This is a genomic window from Actinomadura sp. J1-007, assembly GCF_009793335.1.
Classification (GTDB): domain Bacteria; phylum Actinomycetota; class Actinomycetes; order Streptosporangiales; family Streptosporangiaceae; genus Spirillospora; species Spirillospora yumaensis.
This window is the reverse complement of the sequence record NZ_WING01000001.1, coordinates 65,718-84,148: the sequence shown is the minus strand read 5'-3', so window position 1 is coordinate 84,148 and position 18,431 is coordinate 65,718. Positions and strand designations below refer to the sequence as shown.

13 protein-coding genes are annotated in these 18,431 nt (G+C 75.0%); 6 read left to right on the top strand and 7 right to left on the bottom strand.

Annotated elements, in window-relative coordinates:
• Nucleotides 1-62: 62 nt before the first annotated feature.
• The 7 genes from GEV43_RS00395 to GEV43_RS49000 all read right to left on the bottom strand — a co-directional run bounded on the left by GEV43_RS00395 (nt 63) and on the right by GEV43_RS49000 (nt 9,961).
• Nucleotides 63-3,323: a chromosome partitioning protein ParA gene (locus GEV43_RS00395; protein ID WP_160819007.1), complete on the bottom strand. Its 3,261-nt coding sequence runs from the start codon at nt 3,321-3,323 to the stop codon at nt 63-65.
• Nucleotides 3,320-4,282 (bottom strand): hypothetical protein, encoded by a 963-nt coding sequence (locus GEV43_RS00390; protein WP_309239364.1) that lies wholly within the window; start codon nt 4,280-4,282, stop codon nt 3,320-3,322. Before GEV43_RS00390 ends, GEV43_RS00395 begins: the two co-directional genes overlap by 4 nt.
• On the bottom strand, nt 4,215-4,865 hold the full coding sequence (locus GEV43_RS00385; protein WP_241682718.1) for a hypothetical protein: 651 nt from the start codon (nt 4,863-4,865) through the stop codon (nt 4,215-4,217). Before GEV43_RS00385 ends, GEV43_RS00390 begins: the two co-directional genes overlap by 68 nt.
• Nucleotides 4,862-6,079 carry a hypothetical protein gene (locus GEV43_RS00380; RefSeq protein WP_160819006.1) on the bottom strand — a complete coding sequence of 406 codons (1,218 nt, stop codon included), beginning with the start codon at nt 6,077-6,079 and terminating at the stop codon, nt 4,862-4,864. The genes GEV43_RS00385 and GEV43_RS00380 overlap by 4 nt, the downstream gene beginning before the upstream one ends.
• A 150-nt stretch (nt 6,080-6,229) precedes the next feature.
• Entirely contained in the window at nt 6,230-6,499 is a 270-nt protein-coding gene (locus GEV43_RS46705) for a hypothetical protein (protein ID WP_164717124.1), read from the bottom strand.
• A complete protein-coding gene (locus GEV43_RS55805) occupies nt 6,391-7,938 on the bottom strand; it encodes a protein kinase (RefSeq protein ID WP_375539075.1) in 1,548 nt (515 codons plus the stop codon). Before GEV43_RS55805 ends, GEV43_RS46705 begins: the two co-directional genes overlap by 109 nt.
• 115 nt (nt 7,939-8,053) lie before the next feature.
• Nucleotides 8,054-9,961, bottom strand: a complete 1,908-nt coding sequence (locus GEV43_RS49000; protein WP_241683158.1) for an N-6 DNA methylase — start codon at nt 9,959-9,961, stop codon at nt 8,054-8,056.
• Between the two features lie 684 nt (nt 9,962-10,645).
• Between GEV43_RS49000 and GEV43_RS00365 the strand changes: the two genes are divergently transcribed.
• From GEV43_RS00365 to GEV43_RS00340, 6 genes are all read left to right on the top strand, one after another.
• Nucleotides 10,646-10,795, top strand: a complete 150-nt coding sequence (locus tag GEV43_RS00365) for a hypothetical protein (RefSeq protein WP_160819003.1) — start codon at nt 10,646-10,648, stop codon at nt 10,793-10,795.
• Between the two features lie 1,100 nt (nt 10,796-11,895).
• The gene (locus tag GEV43_RS00360; protein ID WP_160819002.1) at nt 11,896-12,408 is read left to right on the top strand and encodes a DUF6461 domain-containing protein; all 513 of its coding nucleotides are present in this window, start codon (nt 11,896-11,898) and stop codon (nt 12,406-12,408) included.
• Entirely contained in the window at nt 12,327-13,004 is a 678-nt protein-coding gene (locus GEV43_RS00355) for a hypothetical protein (protein WP_160819001.1), read from the top strand. Before GEV43_RS00360 ends, GEV43_RS00355 begins: the two co-directional genes overlap by 82 nt.
• 276 nt (nt 13,005-13,280) lie before the next feature.
• A complete protein-coding gene (locus tag GEV43_RS00350; RefSeq protein ID WP_241682715.1) occupies nt 13,281-16,316 on the top strand; it encodes an NB-ARC domain-containing protein in 3,036 nt (1,011 codons plus the stop codon).
• A gap of 87 nt (nt 16,317-16,403) precedes the next feature.
• Nucleotides 16,404-16,661, top strand: coding sequence for a helix-turn-helix transcriptional regulator (locus GEV43_RS00345; protein ID WP_309239363.1), 258 nt, complete (start codon nt 16,404-16,406; stop codon nt 16,659-16,661).
• A gap of 129 nt (nt 16,662-16,790) precedes the next feature.
• A complete protein-coding gene (locus GEV43_RS00340; protein ID WP_160819000.1) occupies nt 16,791-18,383 on the top strand; it encodes a class I adenylate-forming enzyme family protein in 1,593 nt (530 codons plus the stop codon).
• Nucleotides 18,384-18,431: the final 48 nt, after the last annotated feature.

Below are 18,431 nucleotides of genomic sequence, written 5' to 3'. Positions count from 1 at the left end.
TCCGCCGGCGGCGGGATCTCGGGCGGGCGCCGATCCGTCGGCGGGGACGGGGCGGGCGGTGGTCAGTCCGCGGCGGAGGCGGCGGGGACGGGGCGGGCGGCGGTGATCTGGGCGGCGAGCTTGCGGACGCGCGGTTCGTGCTCGTCGTAGCCGATCACGACGGGCGGCTCGTTGTAGGGCATGGTGTCGGACGAGCGGCGCAGCTTGACGTACTGACCGCAGGCGTCGATCGCGTACGGCTCCATGTCGTCCTGGAGCGCGCCGATCACCGTGATCCCGTGCGTCTCGCCGATCTTGCGGAACAGCGCGACGGCCTCCTTGCGGTGCTCCTTGCCGAGGTTGCGGCCCAGCTCGTCCAGGACCAGGCAGAGCCGTCCGCCGCCGGAGCTCGCGAGCGCCGCCGCGCACACGAGCTTCACGGCCTTCTCGTCCATGAGCGCGGTGTTGGCGCGCCGGTTGTACGGCACGTAGCGCTGGCCGTCCGAGCGCCGCCACTTCGGAGTGACCCGCCACCGCCACTCCTGCTCCGGGTCGCCGGGCGGCTCGGGCGTCGGGAAGTCGAGCGTCGCGCCGTACCCGCCGTACGACACGTCCAGCTTCTCGAACTCCTCCGACACCCGCTGGAGCCGCGCCCGGATCGCGGCGGTCAGCGCGGTGCGGTGCGCCTCGGCCGCGCCCGCCGACTCCTCCGCGCCCTTGCGGGCCTTCTCCAGGTCGGCGCGGCGCGCGGTGAGCTGCACCTCGATCTGGCGGCGCTGGTGCCGCTCGTAGTCCTCCTGCTGCCGCAGGTACGCCTCCATCGCCTTCACCAGGCGCGGGAACGTCGCCTGCTCGCGGTCGGTGCGGCGGCCCTCGCCGTCGGCGCGTTCACGCAGCAGGAAGCGCATCTCCTCCGGCATGTCCTCGTCGGCCGCGCCGTCCGGGAACACCCGCCGCAGCGCCTCGGACAGGTGCTTCTCGGCGGTGTGCCACCATTCGGCGGGCGTCCAGGTGCGCTCGTCGTCGTCGAGGGCGGCGAGCCATTCGGCGGCGGCCTCGCGCGAGCCGCCCCAGTCGCGCTCCAGCTCGTCCAGGCCGAGCGCGGCGCGCCGGTCGGCCAGCTCGGCGGTCTGCGCGCGGATCCGGTCGCGGTCGCGCTCGTGCGCCTCGCGCCGTCCGCGCAGCCGGTCCACCTCCAGCGCGCGGGTGTCGGCCTTCGCCTGGAGCCGCCGCACCGCCTGCTCCGCCGCGCCGAGCCTCGGCCCGAGCCTGGCCTCGCTGCCCGCCAGCTCCTCCAGGCCCTCGCGCAGCTCCGCGACCCGTTCCCGTACGGCCTCCAGCTCCGCCGCCGCGCGCGCCCCGGCCAGCCGCCGCTGCGCGAGCCCGACGTCGCCCGCGCTCGCGGTCGTCCGCTCCCGGGCCTCCTCCAGCGCCTCCCGCGCGGCCTCCAGAGCGGCCCGCGCCGCCCGTACCCGCGCGACCTTCCCGGTGACCGGCTCGGGGAACCCGCTCACGATCACCACACCGGTGCCGTCCCCGCCGTCCAGCGCCTCGAAGAACCGGCCGAGCCGCGGCCCGCACCGCACCCCGTCCGGCAACGCGCGCCCCCCACCCGAGCCCGCCCCCGGACCGCCCCCGGCCCGTTCGCCTCCGTCGGCCGGTGCGGCGGAGGGGCGTTCGCCGTCTTGGGACGGGTCGGGGTCGCCGGTCAGGTCGCCGTCCGCGGGGACGACCATCGAGCCGGGGAGGGCGGCGAGGGCCTTCGCCGCGCCGTCCAGGTCGCCGGCCGAGACGACGACGGCCTCCCGGTACGGCCAGAGGGCGGCCTCCCAGCGTTCGCGGACGTCCTCGGCCAGTTCCACGGCGTCCAGCAGCCCGACCGCGGCGATCCCGGCGCCCGCGAGCGCGCGGATCTGCGCGGGCGCGCTGCTCTGCCCGGCCTCCGCCTCGGCCAGGTCGCGTTCGGCCCGCGCCACCGCGCCCCGCGCGATGCCGAACTCCTGCTGCGCCTCGTCCCGCCGCGCCTCCGCCTCGGCCAGCTCCCGCCGCGCCGTGTCCTCGTCGCGGCCGTCGGACTCGCGGCGCCGGTCCTCCAGCGCCGAGATCCGCCGCCGCAGCTCCTCCAGGCGGTTGCGGGCGACGGCCTTGTCGGCGCCGAGCTGGTCGGCCTGCCCCTTCAGCTCGGCCAGCGCGGCGCCCGCCTCGCCCAGCCTCGCGTCCAGGGCGCCGCCGGTGAGCTGCTCGACCTCCCGGTCCGCCGCCTTGATCGCCGCGTTGACCTCGCCGGTCTCGGCGTGCAGCCGGTCCTGCTCGGCCGCGCACGCCGCGTCGGACTCCGCCGCGTCCACGAGCCGCCTCGCCTGCCGCGTCCGCCAGTGCCGCAGCGCCGCCGCGACCTCGTCGCGGGCCCGGTCGCGCCGGTCGAACGTCGCGAGCAGCGACGCCGCCTCCCGCTCCCACTCCGCGAGCCGCTCGACCGCCTCCGCCGCCTTGCTCCGCTCCCGGTGCTCCTCCGCGCGGGACGTGCGCTCGGCCTCCAGCTCCCGGTCGAGCCCGGTCAGCGCCGCGATCGCGCTGAAGATCCGTTCGGGGGTGATCTCGTTGAGCGGCTGCGACAGCAGGTTGGTGGCGACCTTGCTCCGCACCGACGTCGACAGGAACGACACGCAGCGCACCTGCCCCCCGTACAGCACCCGGGACAGGTCCTTCGCCACCAGGTCGCGGCGGCCCGCGCTGCGCGGGAGCTGCGCCCACATCCGGTCGGCCAACGCGACCCGGTCGGCCTCGGACGGCGCCGCCGCCAGATACACGCCCTCCCGCCAACGGATCTCCAGGTGCGGCGCGTCCACGTTCACCCGCAGCCACACGGTCACCGCGGTCTCGCCGCCCTCTCCGCCGTCGCCGTCCGCGTCCGCGCTCGCGCCTGCGCCGCCGCCCGCGTCCGCCTCCGCGCCGCCGTTCTCGCTCTGGGCCTCGTCGGCGTAGTCGAAGACGCCGACGATGTACCCGTGCGCGGCGCTCGCCCAGTGGTTCTCGCCCTGCGCCGCCAGCTCCGCGTTGAACAGCAGCTCCGCCACCGCCCGCGCGCCCGACGCGAACCGCCACTGCTCGTCCCCCAGCAGCGCCGTGATCGCCGCGATGAACGACGACTTGCCCGCGCCGTTGGAGTCCTTCGGCCCCTGCCCGGCCACCACGATCAGCGTCCCGGGGACGGTCGGCACCGGATGCGTCGAGAGCCGCGAGATGTTGACCGCCTGCACGGCGACCAGCGTCCGCGCCCCGACGACGTTCTCGCTGTCCGCGCCCCCGCGCGCGGGTATCAACGGTTCCAGGACTGCGGTCATGCCTGCTCCCCACGTTCTCCATCGCCCCCGGCACCGGACACCCCGTCCAGCCCGGCCCCCTCCACGCCCCCGCGCGCGTCCCCGCGCCCGTTCTCCCGCGCGCGGCCTGACGGCCCGCCTCCCTGCGCCGCGCCGGACGGCCCGCCTCCCTGCGCCGCGCTGGACGGCCCGCCTCCCTGCGCCGCGCCGGACGGCCCGCCTCCCTGCGCCGCGCCGGACGGCCCGCCGCCGCGCGCTGCGTCTCGTTCGGGGCTTCGCGCGTCTTCGCGTTCCTGACCGCGTCTGCGGGCTCGGATGGCGGCGGCCAGAGGGGAATCGGGACCGGCGGCGAGGATCAGTTCCTCCTGGAGGCGGCGGCGGGCCGCGTCCGTCAGCCGGTGGAACTGCGGGCCCGGAACGAACCCCCCGGCCTCGTCGCCGCCCGCCTTCATCTGCGCCACGAGCCCTGCCATGCGCAGCCGCCGCAGCGCGCTCTCCAACTCGCCGATGGGGAGCTGCGTGCGCCGCCTCAGCTCGTCCACCGGCGTCGGGTACGGCGACAGCCACGAGTCGTTCGAGAGGAGTCCGGCCGCCCTCGGGATCGCCACCGAGTGGATCAGTACGAGCACCAGCACGGCGCGGTCTTCCACGGGAGGGACGCACTGCGGGTCCGCGGCGAGCTCGGCCGCGACGTCGTCCCGGTAGCCGGAGATCCACGCCTGATCCGACCGCACGAGCGTCCGCCCCGAGAGTCCGAGCATCTTCTCCACGGTCCGCCGCAGCGCCGGTTCGCGCAGCGCCGGGAACCGCACCTCCGGCACCGGTTCCGCCGCGTACTCGACAGCCATGTAGGCCGCGACCAGCTCCGCGCGCCGCTTCTCGTCGTACGACCGGAGCAGCGGCTCGAACACCTCACTCACCGGCACCCGCCACTTCGCCAGCATCCTCGGCCTCAACACCGTCGTGTCGTTCAGCGGCACCGCCCGCTTCTTCAACAGCGCCGTCCAGCGGCTCGGCGGGGGCCGTTTCGTCAGCGGGCTGGAGGGTGAGGGCGTCGTCGGGCGGGGGTTGGGGGAGGCGGCGCAGGAGGTCGCGCAGTGAACCCAGGGTGCCGTCCGGCCAGAGCGCCACGCGGGGGCCGGGGCGGACGGTTCCGGACTGCTCGTCCAGGAGGAGCCAGCCGGTGTCGGCGAGGCGGCGCAGTTCGCCGGTCGCCCACCTGCGGGCGAGTTCGGCGTCGCCGCGCGACATCCCCGCGTACACCTCCAGGACGGCCGCGACCGCCGCTGGACGGCCGGGCCAGGGGTCGTCGTCCAGGCGCGTCCAGCAGCAGCGCAGCGCCGCCGCCAGGACGCGCCGCGCCTGGCCTGGACGGTCCAGGGGCATGGGCGCGGTCTGGTACTCCTCCAGCAGCGCGGGCGTCGCCCCGTCCGGCCAGGCGGGGAGCGGCCAGACGCGTTCCCCGTCGGACGCCGAGGACATTCCCGCGGGCACCGGCTCGGACACCGGGATCGACGGGGTTCCGAGCACGCGGGCCCTCGCCCGAGCGACCTCCTCGTTCACGGGCCGGTCCTCTCGAACACCCCCGGCGAGACCCACGTGGGCGAGCCGTCCAGCCGCGCCGTGAGGCCGTCCGACCAGACCAGCCGGTACGGGAGCTCAGGGTGCAGGTGCGCCGACGACAGGTCCGCCAGGACGCGCCGCGCCGTCACCCAGTCGCGGTCGAGCAGGTCCTCCACCGCGATCGCGTCGCGGCCCCTGAGCACCTCCTCGGCCACCGTACGGAGCCGTTCGGCCTCGACGCCGTCGCTTCCCGCGTCCTCCGAAAGACCGTTGTCGGGCAGCGACGCCCGGGGCGGCGCGGGACGCGGGGGCGTGCTCCGGGGCCCGTCCTCCACGGCCGTCACGATCGCCGCCGGCTCGTGCCAGGGGGCCGCCGCGTCGAACACGAACCCGTCCAGAACGGCCGCCAGGTCGTCCCGGGAGGCCGTCCGGGAGAACGTGCGCCACGTCTCCGGCGGCAGCAGCGTCAGGTTGCGGGTCGTCCCCGCGGAGTCGGAGAGCCTCGCCGCCGCCCGCCGCGACGCGTCGCCGTACGCGTAGATCGCGGCCCGCAGGTCGGTGCACGTCCGGTCGAGCTGCGGCCACCTGCGCAGGATCGCGCCGTGCAGCCGTTCCGCCCTCAGCAGGATCTCCTCGGTGCCCCACAGCTTGGGCGCCTGCTCGCGCAGCTCCTCGATCGTCCCGTTCGTCAACGTCACCAGCTCGACGCTCCACAGCCGGAACGCCCGCGCGAGCCCTTCCGCGCCGTCCCGCGCCTGCTCCGGCGTCATCCGGGGGTCGGCCACGTTGAGCTGCTCCAGCGCGAGCAGCCGGTGCATCTCGCTCTGCCCGCCGTCCAGCATCATCCGCCGGACGAACATCAGCCCCACGACGCTCGTGAACGACGCCCGGTAACGGAGCTGGTTGGGCTTCGGGAACACCTCCCGGATCGCGCCGAGCCCCTTCAGGACCCGCAGCCGGTTCTCGAACACCTCCGCCGGATAGCCGCGGCACACGTACCGCATCTGCTCCCGGCTCAGCCCGTCCTCGCCCGCGTCGGCGAACGCCGCGAGCAGCGTCTCCGCCACGTCCACGAGCTCCGGATCGTCCACCACCGCCCCGCTGTCCCGCGCCAGCGCCGCGAACATCTGCCGGTAGACGCCCAGCACCGCCTCGCCGACGAGCACGTCATCGAGACTCGTCGCGCCGGGAGCGTTCTCGGAGGTGGGGGACACGGCGACCTACCGTACGGCCCCGAAGCCCCCAAGGTGGAATCGGACACGAGACTCCCTCCACCATCGAGCAGACCGCGGACGCCCGCCGTCCCTCCCCGGCCCCGCCTGCAAAGCCATCCGCCCGCGGCTCAGATCCGTCCGGACCGTGGCTCAGCGCCGCCCGAGACCGGGCAGCGCCCGCAGCCGGAGCCGTTCAACGTTGACGATGAACGCGTGCACGGGCGCGGAGAACGTCAGCACCACCGTGAAGATCGCCGGGATCGAGGATCCGCCGTGGTCCGGATCGACGTTCGGGGTCGCGAGGATGAGCGTCAGCTCCGCGATCGTGAGCCCGAGATAGACGAGAGCCGTGACAAGCCACGCGCGGTGCCGATGCCGCAGCGCGATGTAGAGGAACGCCGCCCAGGGGAACAGCCCCATCGTGAACGTCGGCAGGACCCAAAGGCTATGCAGAACCGTCCACGCGACCCCCCGCCCCCGGACGGCCGCCCCGCCCCCACCAAACCCCCAGCCCCCGCAACCTGCACTCCGACCGACCCGCCAACGCCGGAACGCTGCGCTTCCGCCGAGGCGGCAGCGCCGTAAGGCTGTCCCTGCGCCGAGCCTCCAGCGCCGGGTCGCTGCCCTTGTGCCGGGATGCCAGCGCCGGATTGCTGTCCTTGCGCCGGGACGCCAGCGTCGGATACCTGCGCGCCCAGCGGGATGCCAGCGCCGGATACCTGCGCGGCCACCGGGCCGCCAGCCCCGGAAACCGGCGCGCCACCGGCGGAAGGCGGAAACCCGCTCCCGCCGAACGTCCCGTACGGCGCCTCGGACGGAGAACCCGTCCCGAGTCCGCTCCGCCCCCCTTCGCCGCCCGCACCAAACCACACCCCGTCCTCGCTCCCAACGCGGTCAGCGCGCGGCCCGATGCGGTCAGTGTCCGATCGTCCTCCCGATGCGCCGTTCCGCGGTGGGCTTTCCCCGTGCCCTGCGGCGTTGCCCTGCCACGCCGCGTCGTTCGGTTCCGCTGCGCCGTACTCCTCCGCTGGGGCGTTCGGCCTTGCTGCGGGGGTGTGGGGGAGTGGGAGGTCGGCTGGAGGCATGGGCGGGGTGCTGAACGGTTGGAGGAGGGTCAGGACCTCGTTGGCGTCGGCGGGGCGTTGGCCGGGGTCCTTGGCGAGGAGGCGCTGGACGAGGTGTTCGAGAGCGCGCGGGACGTCCGGGCGGCCGATGGGGTCCGGACGGCGTTCGAGGTGCTGGTATCCGACGGCGTGCGGGGACGGGGCCTCGAAGACGCGCCGTCCGGTGAGCATCTCGTACAGCACGCAGCCCAGTGCGTACAGGTCCGTGCGCGGTACGACGCGTTCGCCGCGTAGTTGCTCGGGCGCCATGTAGGCGAGCGTTCCGATCGGCGTGCCCGTCTGGGTGATGCGGGCGGCCCCGGGGCTCTCCAGAACGGCCGCGACACCGAAATCGAGCACTTTCACAGCGCCGTCGTCGGCGAGCATCAGGTTCTGCGGCTTGATGTCGCGGTGGACGAGCCCGCGTTCGTGCGCGACGGCCAGAACGGAGCAGACCTGCGCCGCGATCGTCGCGGCCTCGGCGTACGGCAGCGCGCCCCGTTCGGCGATCAGCTCGTCGATCGTGCAGCCCTCCACCAGGTCCATGACCAGGTAGAGGCCCTCCTCGTAGATGCCGGTGTCGTGAACGGCCGGGACCCCGGGATGCCCGAGCCCCGCCGTCACCGACACCTCGCGGGAGAACCGCCGGATCAGCTCGGCGGGGTCGCTGCGGTCGGCGATGACCTCGTGCGTGACCAGCTTGACCGCGACCCGGCGGCCGGAGGCGCGCTCGACGGCCTCCCAGACCTGGCCCATGCCGCCCCGACCGAGCGGCATGGTCAGCTCGTAGCGACCCCCGAGTACAACGTGCGCCATCCCGCCCCCAACCCGTCCACGCAGGGCACATCGTGGCCGGGCCGCTGACCGCCGGTCAAGATCCCTCCTGCCGGAGGCGGCCGAGCGCGACGCCGTCCGCGAGGAGCTGGACGAGTTCGCCGCTCAGGTCGGCGGCCGTACGGAGCGCGGCCTCCAACTCCTGGCCGCGCCTGAGCATCTGCCCGAGCGCGCGCTGCTCGTCCAGCGGCAACCTCGGGATCTGCACGCGGTTCAGGTCCGCGCGCCCGCCCGTCGTGGCGGACGCCGCCGCGCGCGCGTTGCCCGAACTGCGCAGTACGCCCGCGAAGAAGTACGGGTCCACGTCACGCATGCTGACCAGCACCAGATGCGGGCCGAGAACGGTCCCGTCCCGTTCGATCACCCGTGCGGCGAGCCGGGGACCCGTCACCACCGCGACGTCCCCGGACTGGCCGACCACCGACCGCGCACCGGCGGTCCCGCGCCCGGTCGGCCCCCGCCCGGCCAGCACGTCCTCCACGGTGAGCACCGGCGAGTCACCCGTCCCGTCCCGCCCGGTCACCGGCCGCAGGTGCAGCGACCCGAGCCGTTCCAACTCGGCCACCGAGACCATCGGCACGTCCCGCCGCGCCGGCTCCGCCCGGGGGGCCAGCTCGCCGAACCCGTCGATGAGCCGCGACAGCCTGCCCCACGTCTCGGCGAACCGTTCAGCCGTCTCCTCCACACCGGACGGCGACAGGTGCCGTCCCGGCCTCAGGTCCACGTCGTCGTCCAGGAGCTCGATCACGGGTACGCCGCGCCCGACGCCCGGCCGGTCGATGTCCGGCCGCCGCTGGAACTCCCGCCACAGCCCGACCAGCTCCTCCGCGCCGTCGGCCTCGCCCATCAGCACGCTGGAAGGAGCGCCCCCCTCCGGATGCCGCAGCAGCCACAGGTGATGCCCGTCCACCGAGAGGACGGCCCGCAACGCGCCCCGCCGCAGCAACTGAGCCCGCACCCGCCGTCCCGAACGCCGTGCCGCCGCGACGGCCGGCATCAGCACGATCGCGAGCCCGCCCGGCTTCACGCACCACAGCGCGTGCTGCACCCAGGCCAGCTCGGACTCCGCCCGGGACGGCAGCCCGTACTCCCAACGAGGATCGGCCGCCACCGCATCCGGATCCCACCCGACGCCCGCGAACGGCGGATCGCACACCACAACGTCCGCGACCCCACCCCCGAACGCCGCCCCCCGCAACGAATCCCCAGCCCGAACCTCAACCTTCCCAACCTCTCCAGCCCCAGCCCCGGCAGCCCCATACCCGGCCTCGGCAGACTGAGGCCCGGTCTCGGCAGCCCCAGAGCCAGCCTCGCCAGCCCGAGGCCCAGTCTCGGCAGCCCGAAGCCCGGCCTCTCCGGCCCTAGGCTCGGCCTCTCCATCCCCGGCCTCGCTCTCCGACCGAACCTCCTCCCCCGCCCGAGCCTCATGCTCAGGCTCCCGCTGCTGCTCCGCCGCCAGCCCCGACCCTTGCTCTGGTCCCGGCCCCACCTCCGGCGCTGGCCCTTGCTCTGGCCCCAGCCCTAGCTCCGGCCTTAGCGCTGGCCCTTGCTCTGGCGCTTCCTCTGGCCCCGGCCCCGACCCTGGCGCTGGCGCTGGCTCCGTTCCTAGCTCCGGCTTTGGCACTGGCCCGTGCGTTGGCCCTGACCCTCGCCCCGGCGCTGGCCCCGGCGCTGGCCCCGGCCCTTGCTCTGGCCCCAGCCCCGGCCCCAGCCCCGGCCCCAGCCTTGGCGTGGGCCTCGCCCCTGGTGCTGGCGCTGGCTCCGGTCCTAGGTCCGGCCTTGGCGCTGGCCCGTGCTCTGGTCCCGGCCTGTGCTCTGGCCCATGCGCTGGCGCTGGCGCGGTGGGCGGGCGTTGGGTGGTGCGGAGGCGGAGGCGGGCGGCGGCGATGCGGGTCGAGGACGGGTCCAGGTCTTGCCCGAGCAAAGTCGTCGGGGCGTCGCTCATCTCGTTCGCCGCCAGGAGCAACGTGCCCGTCCCGCAGGCGGGATCGAGGATGACGCGGGCTTCGGGCGGGATGAAGGCCGCTATGAGCGCGGCGGTCTCGGACGCGGTGGCAGGTGCGCGGCGTCCCTGCGTCTCGTGCAGGCGCGCCACCAGAAACTCCAGCGTCTCGCTCGGCCCGGTCGTTTCGACGAGTCGTACGAGTTCAGGGGCTACGGACGCGAGATGGGCGGTGTCTCCGCGGGACGCTCGCACGAGCGCGTCGCCGGCGTCGCCGATCACCGTCGCGAGCTGGGCGTCATGCGTCGCCGCGCGGAAGCGCTGCCAGGTGCCTTCCTCAAGGGGTACGTCTGCCAGCTTCCCCTGGTGCCGCAGCCATCGGGTGACCTCGCTCAACGAGAAGACCGGGCTGGCGGCCGTGCCCCCGCGAGGCTGGGGGAAGTCGGGATGCCGACGTCGCCAGTTGCTCACCGCGGCCCGCCCGACGCCCGCGAGACGCGCGATGTCGGCCGCCGTCACGTCCACGTTGCCAGGATCCCGTTCCACCCGAGGACCGTACCGGATACACGAGTCACAGGACAGGTAGGCGAAAATCGAGTTCACAGGATGAGCTTGTGAACTCGATTCACATCGTGATCTACTTTCCCCCGACAGCGCCGTTGGGGCGCGGCCCAGGGGGAGCCATCAATGCTTGAGACCTTGAAGACCGTGTCCATGTGGGTCGGCGCCGTCGTGCTCGTCCTGATGGCCGTCACCACGGCCAGCGTCCTCGTGACCGTCATCCGCGATGAGCTCCGGGACTGCGGCATCCGCCGCTCCTGTTCCCGACGCCCGTAGAGACGAAGTCCCCTGCTGACCCCGGCCGCTACTCGGTCCGTCCTCGCGCAGGGGTGACCCCTGGTGCGGGACGACCGTTCGCGCTCCGCCGACAACCATCAAGGACCGTCGAGATCCTCCGAGATCCGCCGAGCACGGTCGAGAACGGTCAAAAACTGCCGACTGTGAACGTGCACCGGCGGACGTCGGGGGCGGGGCTCGGCGGCGCCGCAAGTTCCGGCGAAGGGACGGTGCGCCCCAGGGGTCACCGCGAGGGCCGCGCTGCGAGGGGCGGTGCGAGGGCCGCGGTGCGAGGGCGGTGCGAGGGCCGCGGTGCGGGGGCCGCTGCGAGCTGCCGTGTCGGGGCGGTGTGAGGGCCACTGCGAGGGCCGCGCCGCGAGGGCCGCGCCGCGAGGGCCGCGCCGCGAGGGCCGCGCCGCGAGGAGCGGTGCGAGGGCCGCGCTGCGCGGGCCGGTGCGAGGGCCATTGCGAGGGCCACGCTGCGAGGTGCGGTGGGAGGGCGGTGCGACTGCTGTGTCAGGTGCGGTGCGTGGGGTGCTGTGAGGGCCACTGTGAGGGCGCGCTGCGAGGTGCGGTGTGAGGGGTGCTGCGGGGGCCGCTGCGAGCTGCGGTGTCAGGGGCGGTGCGAGGGCGGTGGGAGTCCAGCACATCGACGGCGCGCTCGATGTGCTGGGTGGGGGTGAGGTCGTCATCGCCCTGTGGCAGGGCTCTGCTCGGAGTTGGTGGGGCAACCTGCCGGGGCGCGTGCGGGAAGGGGTGTCCATCGAGGTGTCGAGATTGCCTTCCGGGGCGTCAGGTCGCCGCTGACTCCCGTGAAAGATGAATCCGCCGCGAAACCATCACAGGTCAGGGCTGTATTCGGTTGGAATTGTGTCGGTGACGCTAAGGTCGCCGAGCCCGACAGAGCTGCGTATCCGACGCTCTTTCCGGACGTTATTGCACCAGGAAAGGTGAAGGGCGAACGAAACTGGCCGGGACGGTTTTCGGGGCGCATTGGGATTCGTGTGCGCCGTCCTCCAGACGCGGCGGGGACGGGACGGGGTTGTCGTTGGCGGCTGCCATGATCTGCGGGCCAGGTCACCGAACGTCCCGGAGGGATCATGCTTGAGGTGTCGCGCGACGGCGTTGAGTGGATGGACGACGACGAGCCGCTTGGGGAGATCTGCTGTCTCACCTTCGTCAAGGGGGTCGACGAGAACGAGGTGCTGTCGCGTCTGGGCGCCCTCCCGGACACGCTGCGCCCTCGCACCTTGGCGGAGGCGGACGGCTCGTACGAGGCGGGCTATCCGCAGTTCGCGTTCGCGCTGGACCTCGGCGGCTGGACGGTGCTGATCGAGCCCAACGGCTTCCAAGGAACGCTCATCGAGCGGCTGACGGCGCTGTCCCAGGGTACGGAGGCCGTTTCGGTGCAGCGGCACGATTACGCCGACCATGGTTTCCGGTACGCCGTTGACGGCACGCTGGTCACCGGATTCGAGCCGACCTGGCCCGGTCGTCGCTGGGGAGCGAGCCCGATCGCCTGCTCGGGCAGATGCGCGCCGTGGGCCTGGCCCCGGCGCCCGCCGACGACGCGGACGGAGACGAAGACGAGGATGAGGACGACTCCCTGCTGAGCGCCTACGTCCCGGCGCTCCTGCTCGCGGGGCTCATCACCGGGGCCGTTCCGCACGCGGACGCCCTGGCCGGGGAGTTGTCGTCCGCCGAGATCGAGCCCTGGTTCAGTGCCGCGCCGCCCTCGTTCTCCCACGGCCCCACAGACCCGGCCATGCTCGCGGCGCTCGAAGCCGCCCCGCCGCATCTGCTCCGCGCGGTCGCCGCGGACGAGGCGATGCGGCTGGCCGGCGTTCTCGGACTCGACGGCACTCCCGGGCTGGCCGAGGCGGTCGCCGCGGCCGAGCGCGGTGAGGCGGTCACCGTCTCGCCCGGTTCCGAACTCGGTGCGCACGTCCGCTCGTGGCTGAGGCGTTCACGCCAGGCGGGGTGGTCGCTCAACGACTCCGCAGGCTCCAGGATGAGCGACGACGAACGGACCGCCGCGTTCATGCGGGGCTGGTTCGCCGACGCGTTGAACGCCGCGCTGTGGCCCGAGCCGCACGCGGCTGCCCGCGCCGCCCTCCGTCCGCTCACGGAAGGCCCGCCGCAACTCCGCGATCCCGACCGGGAAGCCGTCGTTCTGCGCACTCTGCGCGGTGGCTCAGGTTCGAGATGATCGTCCAGGTCGCCTTGGCTCGCCGTTCGGACCCCGTGGAGTGAGGTACGGAAAATGGTGAGAAATGTAGATTTAAGGGATTGGTCAGCGAGGGACGGGGAGTGGTCGGCTGTTCGGCCGTGACCGCCGTCTGGAAAGGGGACCAAGGGGCCCGGGGGCCCGCGTGGCTGGCGGAGGAAGATAGTCAACCCCGGGAAACGAAAGACGGCGCATGCACGGCGATGTCACACTCCAGGTACACAGGCATGCACTGCCGGACGACATTTTGCTGGGCGCATGACACCGTTGAACTCTGCTGCGAAGACCAATCTGCCCGCCGAGACGAACGCGTTCGTCGGACGCGAGCGGGATGTGGCCGACATCCGCCGCCTGCTGGAGACGATGCGGGCGGTGACGCTGTGCGGGGCGGGCGGGATCGGCAAGACGCGCCTCGCGCTGCGGGTGGCGCGCTCGCTGGTGGACGGCTACCCGGAGGGCGTGTGGTTCGTCGAGCTGGCCGACACGCCCGCCGACGGCCCGCCCGAGCAGGTGGCCCGGCGGGTCGCGGCGGTGCTCGGCGTCGCCGAGGAGGCCGGGCCCGGCGGGACGGCCGAGACGCTGGCGGGGGCGCTCAGCGCGAGGACGGCGCTGCTCGTCCTCGACAACTGCGAGCACGTCGTGCAGGAGTGCGCCGAGCTGACCGGGCTGCTGCTCGCCCGGTGCCCCCGGCTGCGGGTGCTCTCGACCAGCCGCGAGCCGCTGCGGATGGCGGGGGAGAACGTGTGGCGGGTGCCGCCGCTCGACCCCGCCGAGGCCGTCGCCCTCTTCGTCGAACGGGCCCGCGCCGTCCGGCCCGACTTCGACGGCGCCGGCGCGGTCGAGGAGGTCGGCCGCGCGCTGGACGGCGTTCCGCTGGCGCTGGAGCTCGCGGCGGCCCGCGTGCGCGTGCTGTCGGTCGAGCAGATCGCGCGGCGGCTGGCCGACAGGTTCCGGCTGCTCAGCGCGGGCGACCGCACCGCGCCGCCGCGGCAGCGGACGCTGCGGGCCGCGATCGACTGGAGCCACGACCTGCTGGCCGAGCCCGAACGCGTCCTGCTGCGTCGCCTGTCGGTCTTCGCCGGGTGGACGCTGGAGCAGGCCGAGCAGGTCTGCGTGGACGGCGCCCTGCCGGTGGAGGACGTCCTCGACCTGCTGACGGCGCTCGTCGACAAGTCCCTGGTCGTGGTGGGCGGCGAGGTCGCGGGACGGGTGCGGTTCCGGCAGCTCGACAGCATCCGCGGGTACGCGGCCGAACGGCTCGAAGCGGCCGGCGAGACCGCGGAGCTGCGCGAACGGCACCGCGACGCCGTCCTGGAGGCGGCCGAACGGCACGGCGAGTTCGCCATCGCCGAGAGCCCGGGCACGTGGGAGGGGCGCGTCGGGCTGTTCCACTGGTACGACGCGGAGATCGCCAACGTGCGGGCCGCGCTCGGCTGGTGCCTCGACCGGGGCGAGCACGAGGCGGGCCTGCGGATCTGCACGGCGCTGCGCACGTTCTGGATCGTCCGGGGGCGCGTCGCGGAGTGGGCCGGGTGGACCGACCGGTTCCTCGGCCGGGCCGTGGACGTCCCGCCGTACGTGCTCGGGCCCGCGCTCGCCGGACGCGCCCAGCTCGCCGTCGGCGGGCGCGACTTCGCGCGGGCGGGCGCGTTCGCCGAGGACGCGCTCGGGCCGTGCCGCGAGGCCGGCGACGACTTCATGACGGCGACCGCGCTGATCAGCTCGGCGGAGTCGCTGACCCGGGCGGGACGGTTCGCCGACGCCGCCGGACGGCTGGACGAGGCAGCCGCGCTGGCCGCCGAGCCCGGCCAGGAGTGGAACCGCGGCTACGCCTCGATCGCCCGCGGCTACCTGCTGATCCGGCGGGCGCGGCTCCGGGAGGCGCGCGAGCACCTGGAGGACGGCCTGCGGACGATGCGCGACATCGAGCAGCTCTGGGGCGCCTCGCACGCGCTGATCGGCCTCGGCCGGCTCGCCGAGCTGCGCGGCGACCCCGGCGCGGCGGGCGGCCACTACGCCGAGGCGCTGCCGATCCTGGAGGAGATCGAGGCCCTGCCCGAACGGGCCCGCGCCCTCGCCGGCATCGGCCGCGTCGCCCTCCGCCAGGACGACCTGCCCGCCGCCCGCCGAGCGCTGTCCGAAAGCCTCGCCCTCAGCAGCTCGGCCGGGATCCGGCTGGACGTCGCCCGCGCCCTCGAACCGTTCGCCGAACTCCTCGCCCGCGAAGGCGACCAGCACGGCGCGGTGACCCTCGCGGGCGCCGCCGAGGCCCTGCGCGAATCCGCCGGGAAGCAGCCCGCCACCGGCGCCCGCGTCGAACGCACCCTCGGCCCCATCCGCAGACGCCTCGGCGAGCCGCTCATCGCCCAACTCTGGGCGAGGGCCGCGCCATGGACCCCGACGAAGCCGTCACCTACGCCCTACATCCCCCCGCCCCCACCACCGCCGCCCCTGCGCCCGAGCCCCCACCCGTACCCGTGCCCGCCGCCGACCCCGCGCCCGTACCCCCCGCCGCCTCCGCGCCCGTACTTCCCGCACCTGTACCCGCCGCCGAGCCTGCGGCCGTACCCGCGCCCCGCGCCGCTCCCGCACTCGCTCCCACCGCCTCCGCCACGTCCTCCGCCCAGTCGGCCCCGGCAGCGTCCTCTGCCCCGTCCACACCGTCGACCCCCGCCGCACCGCCGACATCGTCCGCACCCGCCGCCCCCTCCGCTCCGGCTGCCCCGTCCGCCCCGATCACGCCCTCCGCATCGCCCGCGCCTGCTGCTCCCGTGTCCGCCGCGTCGGCCGCCCCCGGCGCGCCGTCCGCGGCCTCCGCCCGGCCTGCACTCCCCGTGTCGTCCGCGCCTGCCGCGCCCCCTGTACGGTCCGCGCCTCCTGCGTCCGCCGCGTCCTCCGAGCCACCCTCGCCATCGGCGTCGTCCGCGCCCGCCGCGTCGTCTGCATCGGCCGCGTCCTTCGCCCCGGCTGCGCCGTCCGCCCCGAATGCGCCGTCCGCGTCGTCCGAGTCCTCCGGGCCTTCCGCGTCCTCCGGGCCTTCCGCGTCCTCCGGGCCTTCCGCGTCCTCCGGGCCTTCCGCGTCCTCCGGGCCTTCCGCGTCCTCCGGGCCTTCCGCGTCCTCCGGGCCTTCCGCGTCCTGCGCGTCCTGCGCGTCGCCCGCGTCGCCCGCGCCCTCTGACCCCGCTGCGTCGTCCGCTTCCGCTGCGTCCTCCGCCCCGGCCCCGCCGTCCGCGCCCCCGCGCCGTCCGCGCCCTCCACGTCCCCCGCGTCATCCGCAGCCGGTCGGGCGCATGAGCGCTCGGCGTTGGGTGCGCCTCCCACCCCGGGCTCGCCGGCCGTGCCGGGCTCGGCGTCCGGGCGTCTGCGGCGTTCAAGGGTGGGGTGGGGCCGCGGGCTGTTGCGCATCGGCGGCCTGTTGTGCCTGTTACGCCGCCCAGCACCCTGACCCCTCGTGAACGGGAGGTGGCACGGCTCATCGCGCGGGGGCTCAGCAACCGCGGTATCGCCGAGGAGTTGTTCATCAGCCCCGCGACGGCGGCTCGGCATGTCACCAACATCCTCACCAAGCTCGGGTTCACTTCCCGGGCGCAGGTCGCGGCCTGGGCGGTCGACCACGTTCGCGGTGACGACCCTGCCTGACCCGCCGCGCCTCGGGGACGCCCGGGAGATGTGTACACACTCCCGGGATCCGCTCCGCGCCGCGGAATACGACCCGGGTTGCGCATTCCGGCGCATGTGGGGGCGGACGTCCGGTCCTACCGTCGCAGCATGATCTCCATCGGTGTGGACGCCTGGGCCGCCCGGCCCGCCATCTCGGTCTCCCGAGCGGTCTTCGGCCGGGCGGACGCCGGGACGGCCGGGACGCCCGGGGCGTTCGGCGGGCCAGGCGAGCGCGGCGGGCGAGACGGTCCAGGCGGGCCCGCGGCGGCAGGCGGGGGCAGCGCGGGCGCCCGTCCGGCCCTGCTGGACGCCGCGTCGGGGCGGACGCTGTCGTACGCCGGGCTCGCCACCGCCGTCGGGTCCGCCGCCGCGGGGCTCGCCCGCGAGGGGATCGGGCCCGGAACGGTCGTCGGCCTGCACCTGCCCGACAGCCCCGAGTTCGCCGTCGCGTTGCACGCGGTGACCGCGGCGGGCGCCGTGCCGTTCCCGCTCCGCGCGTCCCTGTCCGCGCCGGAGCTGTCCCGGCTGCTCGCGGAGGCGGGCGCCCGGACGCTGGTCACCTGGCCCGTCCTGCTCGGCACCGCCCAGCGGGCCGCCGCCGAGACCCTCTACTGCTTCGGCGACGAACCCGGCGCCCAGCCGTTCTCGGGGCTGATGAAAGGCGGCGCCGCGCCCGACGTGCCGATCGAGCCCGCCCGCGACGCCGCGCTGCTCGCCTGCACGCGCGGCACGGCGGGACCGGCGAGGCCGGTGCGGCTCACCCACGCGGAGGTCGTCGCCGGGCTCACCCGCGTCGCGGCGGCGGGCATGCTCGGCACGAGCGACATCGTGCTGTCCGCGCTGCCGTTCTCCGACGTGCTCGGGCTGAACGGCGCGCTCAACCCGGCGCTGCGGCTCGGCGCCACCGTCGTCACGCTCGCCGGGACCGGACGCCACGACCTGCTGCGTGCGCTCCAGGAGCACGCCGTGACGGTCGCGCTGCTCCCGCCCCGCCTCGTCGAGGTCCTCGCCTACGACCGGGCCGTGCCGCGCTATCGGCTCGGGGCGCTGCGCGCGGTCGTGTCGGCGGGCGGGCCGCTCGGCGCGGACGCCGCGCGGGCGTGCGCGGCGCGGCTCGGCTGCCCGGTCAGGCAGGCGTACGGGTTCGCGGAGGCGGCCGGGTTCACCCACCTCAACCTGCGCGCGCTGGAGGAGGGCACCCTCGACTCCGTCGGGCGCGGCCTGCCGGACGTGACGTGGCGGGTGGTGTCGGCGCGCACCGGCTGCGAGCAGCCCGCCTACCAGCCGGGCGAGCTGTGCGTGCGGCTGCCCGTCACGCCCGACGCGGCGGTGCCTGCGCGGTGGCTGGCGACCGGTGACGCGGCGTTCGCCGACGAGCACGGCCGGGCGTTCGTGCTCGGCCGCCTCGGCGACGGCCGGCCCGAGCCGCCCGCCGAGCCCGAGGCCGTCCTCGCCGCGCACCCCGCGGTCCGCGACGCCGCCGTCGCGCCCGCCCCCGACCTCGACCTCGGGCTGGCCCCGCACGCGTTCGTCGTGCTGGACGAGCCCGTGCCCGCCGAGGACCTGCTCGGCTACGTCAACGGCCACGTCCCGCCGTACCGCCGCGTCCTCGCCGTCCACGTCGTGGACTTGATCCCCCGTACGCCCGGCGGGTGCGTCCAGCGGCGCGGCCTCCTCGAACGCGCCGGGCTGGCCACGTGACCCGTCCGCTCCGGCGCGCCTACACACCCGTCTACACAGTTCGGCGGA